General features: G+C 71.7%; 5 protein-coding genes. All 5 read left to right on the forward strand.

Translation table 11 applies throughout. The features are described 5' to 3' along the window. Window positions 1-161: 161 nt before the first annotated feature. Complete coding sequence (locus tag D476_RS0104205) at window positions 162-437, forward strand: MoaD/ThiS family protein (RefSeq protein WP_017622725.1); 276 nt, start codon at window positions 162-164, stop codon at window positions 435-437. Between the two features lie 295 nt (window positions 438-732). Next, a complete protein-coding gene (groL, locus tag D476_RS0104210) occupies window positions 733-2,364 on the forward strand; it encodes a chaperonin GroEL (RefSeq protein WP_017622726.1) in 1,632 nt (543 codons plus the stop codon). 365 nt (window positions 2,365-2,729) lie between these two features. Continuing rightward, the gene (locus D476_RS0104215) at window positions 2,730-3,317 is read left to right on the forward strand and encodes a septum formation family protein (protein WP_017622727.1); all 588 of its coding nucleotides are present in this window, start codon (window positions 2,730-2,732) and stop codon (window positions 3,315-3,317) included. A gap of 15 nt (window positions 3,318-3,332) precedes the next feature. After that, a complete protein-coding gene (locus D476_RS0104220; RefSeq protein WP_017622728.1) occupies window positions 3,333-4,034 on the forward strand; it encodes a maleylpyruvate isomerase family mycothiol-dependent enzyme in 702 nt (233 codons plus the stop codon). A 781-nt stretch (window positions 4,035-4,815) separates the two neighbouring features. Next, window positions 4,816-5,448: TetR/AcrR family transcriptional regulator (locus D476_RS32050; protein ID WP_017622730.1), on the forward strand; the 633-nt coding region annotated here is incomplete at its 3' end.

Consider the following 5,448-nt stretch of genomic DNA (forward strand, 5'->3'; position numbering starts at 1 on the left):
TCCACGCAACACCCCCTAGACCGCCTTCGACCGCCGCGGCTCCGCCGCGCGGCCGCCCTGCCGCCGCCTGAGCGCCGCCCGCGCTCCGCCCGGCGGCGCGCGGGCGGCGGCGCCGCGGGAACAGCCGCACCACCGCACCGACACCGAGGAGTACCCGCACCATGAGCGTGAGCGTTCGCGTCCCCACCATCCTGCGCACCTACACCAAGGACGCCGCCCAGGTGTCCGCCGAGGGCGCGACCCTGAAGGACGTCCTGGCCGACCTGGACGCCAACCACCCGGGCATCCGCGCCCGCATCCTGGACGACTCCGGGAAGATCCGCCGCTTCGTCAACGTCTACGTCGGGGACGAGGACGTGCGCTTCGCCGACGGCCTGGACACCGCGACCAAGGACGGTGTCGAGGTCTCGATCATCCCCGCGGTCGCGGGCGGCTGACCCGCCCCGACAGCTTCGCGCGGGCCGCGTCCGGCACTGCCGGACGCGGCCCGTTCGTGTGCGGTTTGACCTGCGGGTAATCGGGAGAGGATCCCTCCCCGGGGCCGTTTGCACTCGCCATGGGTGAGTGCTAAAAAGGGGATCGTTAGCACTCCGATGATCGGAGTGCTAATCAGGATCGAGACGATGAGGCCGCGGACGCCGGCGGCCGGACAGCCGGCGGACCGCGGTCGTCCGTCGCGGGCGTCGGCTCGTTCCTTCGCGTATCAGCCCGTCCCGGGAGGACAGGAAGTCTATGGCAGCCAAACTGATCGCGTTCGACGAGGAAGCCCGCCGCGGCCTTGAGCGCGGCATGAACACGCTCGCCGACGCGGTGAAGGTGACGCTCGGCCCCAAGGGCCGCAACGTCGTTCTGGAGAAGAAGTGGGGCGCCCCCACCATCACCAACGACGGTGTCTCCATCGCCAAGGAGATCGAGCTCGAGGAGTCGTACGAGAAGATCGGCGCCGAGCTCGTCAAGGAGGTCGCCAAGAAGACCGACGACGTCGCGGGTGACGGCACCACCACCGCCACCGTCCTGGCCCAGGCCATGGTCAGCGAGGGCCTGCGCAACGTCGCGGCCGGCGCCAACCCCATCGGCCTGAAGCGCGGCATCGAGTCCGCCGTCTCCCGCATCAGCGAGGAGCTGGCCAAGCTCTCCAAGGACGTGGAGACCAAGGAGCAGATCGCCTCCACCGCCTCCATCTCCGCTGGCGACGCCCAGATCGGCGAGGTCATCGCCGAGGCGATGGACAAGGTCGGCAAGGAAGGCGTCATCACGGTCGAGGAGGGCCAGACCTTCGGGCTGGAGCTCGAACTCGCCGAGGGCATGCGCTTCGACAAGGGCTACATCTCGCCCTACTTCGCCACCGACCTTGAGCGGATGGAGACGGTCCTGGAGGACCCCTACATCCTCATCGTCAACTCCAAGATCTCCAACAACAACGAGTTCCTTCCGGTCGTCGAGAAGGTCCTCCAGGCGGGCAAGCCGCTGATGGTGATCGCCGAGGACGTCGAGAGCGCCGCCCTGCAGACGCTCATCGTCAACAAGATCCGCGGCACCTTCAAGTCGGTCGCCGTCAAGGCCCCCGGCTTCGGCGACCGCCGCAAGGCCCAGCTCAGCGACATCGCGGTGCTGACCGGCGGCCAGGTCATCACCGAAGAGGTCGGCCTCAAGCTGGAGAACACCGAGCTGGAGATGCTCGGCCGCGCCCGCAAGGTCGTCGTCACCAAGGACGAGACCACCATCGTGGACGGCGCCGGCGACGGCACCACGATCCAGGGCCGGGTCAACGAGATCCGCAGCGAGATCGAGCGCACGGACTCCGACTACGACCGCGAGAAGCTGCAGGAGCGCCTGGCCCGCCTGGCCGGCGGCGTCGCGGTCATCAAGGCCGGTGCCGCCACCGAGGTGGAGCTCAAGGAGCGCAAGCACCGCATCGAGGACGCCGTCCGCAACGCCAAGGCGGCCGTCGAGGAGGGCATCCTGCCCGGCGGCGGTGTCGCCCTGCTGCAGGCGGGCGTTCCGGCCTTCGAGAAGCTGGACCTGTCCGGGGACGAGGCGATCGGCGCCGACATCGTCCGCCGCGCCATCGAGGCCCCGCTGAAGCAGATCGCGATCAACTCCGGCCTCGAGGGCGGGGTCGTCGCGGAGAAGGTGAAGAACCTGGAGGCCGGCGTCGGCCTGAACGCCGCCACCGGGGAGTACACCGACCTGTTCAAGGACGGCGTCATCGACCCGACCAAGGTCACCCGCTCCGCTCTGCAGAACGCGGCCTCCATCGCCGGTCTGTTCCTGACGACCGAGGCCGTCATCGCCGACAAGCCGGAGAAGCCGGCCGCCGGCGGCGGCGACCCGACGGGCGGCATGGGCGGCATGGACTTCTAGTCCCCGTCCCGGCCTTCCGGGTACGCGGCGAACAGCCTGCGACCACAAGGGCGGTCTCCCGGCCACCGGGGGGCCGCCCTTTCGCATGCCCCGGAGCGGTGTCCGCTCCCCCTCCCGCGACGGTTGCGGCGGATGCGCCGCCACAGCCGAGGGAACGGCGGCGCCTCCGGTCGGGACCACGGTGGTCCCGGGGTCCGTCACCAGAGGCGTCGGTGCGGACACGAAGGGAATTTCTCGGGCGAACCGGGGAACCGCGGGCCCCATCGGGGCGTCGGAGCGGTCGGTGCCCCGCAGGCGATGGCCCTGCCCCACGCCGCGCCCCTCCACGGGCATCCCCCATCGATCACCCGATTTGGAGTACCCCCATGTCCATCCGTTTCGCTCCGACCGCCAAGAGGGCCGTCGCCGGGCTGGCGATCGCCGGTGCGGCCGTCACGGCTTCCGGATGCGGCGCGATCCTGGCCAACCTGCAGGAGGCCGCGCAGCGGGCCGAAGACCAGGGGGGCGACTCGGTCCCGTCGGAGCCCACCACCCCCGACGAGCCGGTGGAGGAGGACACCTCCCCGGAGTCCCCGCCGCCCGCCGAGGAGGAGGACGTGGCCGCCTTCGACATCTCCGTGGGCGACTGCCTCAACGACGAGTCCATCCAGGGCGAGGTCTCCGAGGTCCCCGTGACCGACTGCTCGGCCCCGCACGACTCCGAGGTGTACGCCTCCACCATCTCGGCCGAGACCGAGTGGCCCGGAGACCAGGCCATGACGGACGAGGCCGACGAGTTCTGCCTGGGCGAGTTCGAGACCTTCGTCGGCGTGCCCTACGAGCAGTCGGCCTACGACTTCAGCTACTACACGCCGACCCGGACCGCCTTCGAGCAGTTCGACCGCGAGATCTACTGTGTGGTCTACAGCCCCGGCGAGCAGACCACCGGCACCCTCAGCGGTGCCGCTTCCTAGATGGAGGCCTCCGGTATGGAGATGAAGGAGATCGAACAGGCCACCGAGCGCCTGGTGCGCACGGCCGAGCGGCTCACCCCCGAGGAGATCGCCGCCCCGTCGCTGCTGCCCAGGTGGACCCGGGGCCACGTGCTGGCCCACGTGTCCCGGAGCGCCGACGCGGTCTCCGGCGTGCTCGAGGCGGCGCGCGAGGGGCGCGAGGCGTCCATGTACCCCAGCGAGGAGGCCCGGGAGGCCGACATCGACGCGGGGGCGGGGCGGCCCGGCCCCGAGCAGGCGGCGGACCTGCGTACCTCGTCCGACCGGTTCGCCGCCGCGGTGGCGGCGATGCCGCAGGAGCGGTGGGACTTCAAGGTCCGGCACCGCTCGGGCCGCGTGTTCCGCGCCGCCGAGCTGGCCGGGATGCGCATCCTGGAGCTGGAGTACCACCACGTCGACCTGGACGCCGGGTACACGCCCGGGCACTGGCAGGAGGCCTTCGTCGACCGCGAGCTGCGGTCGATGGTCGAGCGCCTGGCCGGGGCCGAGCTGCCGGCGGTGGAGATCGCCGACGTGGGCAGCATCGGCCGGGGCCCGGCCGGGCTGCGCGCCGACGGGCCGCACGCGGCCCTGCTGGCCTGGCTGGTCGGGCGGTCCGGCCCGGACGGTCTGACCGTCACCCGGGACGGTGAGCGCGTGGGGTCGGAGACCCTGCCCAAGCCGCCGCCCCTGGCCTGAGCGGCGCACCTGAGGGACGCACGGAACGGCGCCCACCGGAGACCGGTGGGCGCCGTTCGCGTGTTCCGGGCCTCCGGTGCCCGGGTGCGTATCGGCGCACCGGGCGCACCGGGTGACCGGGTCAGCGGCGGCGGAAGAGGGTGTAGTCGGCGCCGCTGTCGAAGCGGCGGCTCTCGACCAGGTCGAACTCGGCGGGCGAGAACGCCGCGCCTTGGAAGAGCGGCTTTCCCCCCCCCCCCNAGCGCTTGAGGAACACCGCGTCGATCTCCGGGTAGAGCGCCCCGGCCAGCGTTGGGCCCCCGATGAGGCAGATGCCCAGGTCCCCGTCCTCCCGCTTGAGCGCGCGGACGGCCTCCAGCGGGTCGCCGGAGACGATGTGCACGTCCGGGTCGGGGCTCTCGGTGATCGTGGTCGAGGCGACGTACTGGCGCATGTGGGCGAAGGGGCTGGTGATCCCCTCCTTCAGTGCGACCTCGTAGGAGGCCCGCCCCTGGACCAGCGTGTCGAAGCGCCGGTTCTCCCGGCCGTCGATGCCGACGGCGGCGCGGATATGCGTGGGGAGGGCTTCGGGGTACTCGCGGAGGTGGAACTCCGCCGTGTCCTCGGCGTGGGGGAAGAAGTCGAACGACCCGTCGGGGCCGCAGGCGAACCCGTCGGCGGTGGCGGCGACGAAGTAGGTCAGTTCACGCATGGGCGCTCCTCGGGGTCGGACCGGGTAACTACTCCATGTATAGTGCTTCAAATGTAGTGGTTGCAAGTCGTCTCTTCGAGGAGGCCCCGCATGGTCCGCAATCCCGAACGCCGCGCCGCGCTCCTGGACGGCGCGCTCGCCGTCCTCGCCGAGCAGGGTGCGCGCGGCCTGACCTTCCGCGCCGTCGACGCCGCCGCCGAGGTCCCGGTGGGCACCGCCTCCAACTACTTCGCCGACCGCGACGACCTGCTCACCCAGGCCGGAGGGCACCTGTACGTGCGCTTCGCCCCCGATCCGCAGGAGGCCGAACGCGCCATGGCGGGCGCCTCCACCGCCGAGGACGTCGCCGGGCTCATGCGGTGGGTCATGGCGCGCATGAGCGCCGAGCGCACGGCCTACCTGGCCCTGCTGGAGCTGCGCCTGGAGGCCACCCGCCGCCCCGCCCTGCGCGGGACGCTGACCCGGCGCATCCGCCAGGACCTGGACGACAACGTGCGCGGGCACCTGGAGGCGCGCCTGCCGGGCGGCCGGAGCGAGGTCGTCATGCTCTATCTGGCGATGACCGGCCTGGTCGTCGAGCACCTCACGCTGCCCGGCGTGCTCGACGGTGAAGGGGGGCCGGACGCGCTCATCGGCGCCCTCGTCCACCGCATCCTGCCCGCGGACGCGGATGGGGACACGGACGGGGACGGGAGCAGGGGGACCGCTGAGGGTGGTGGAGGG

Origin of the sequence: Nocardiopsis chromatogenes YIM 90109 (genome assembly GCF_000341185.1) — a bacterium.
Taxonomy (GTDB): Bacteria; Actinomycetota; Actinomycetes; order Streptosporangiales; family Streptosporangiaceae; genus Nocardiopsis_A; species Nocardiopsis_A chromatogenes.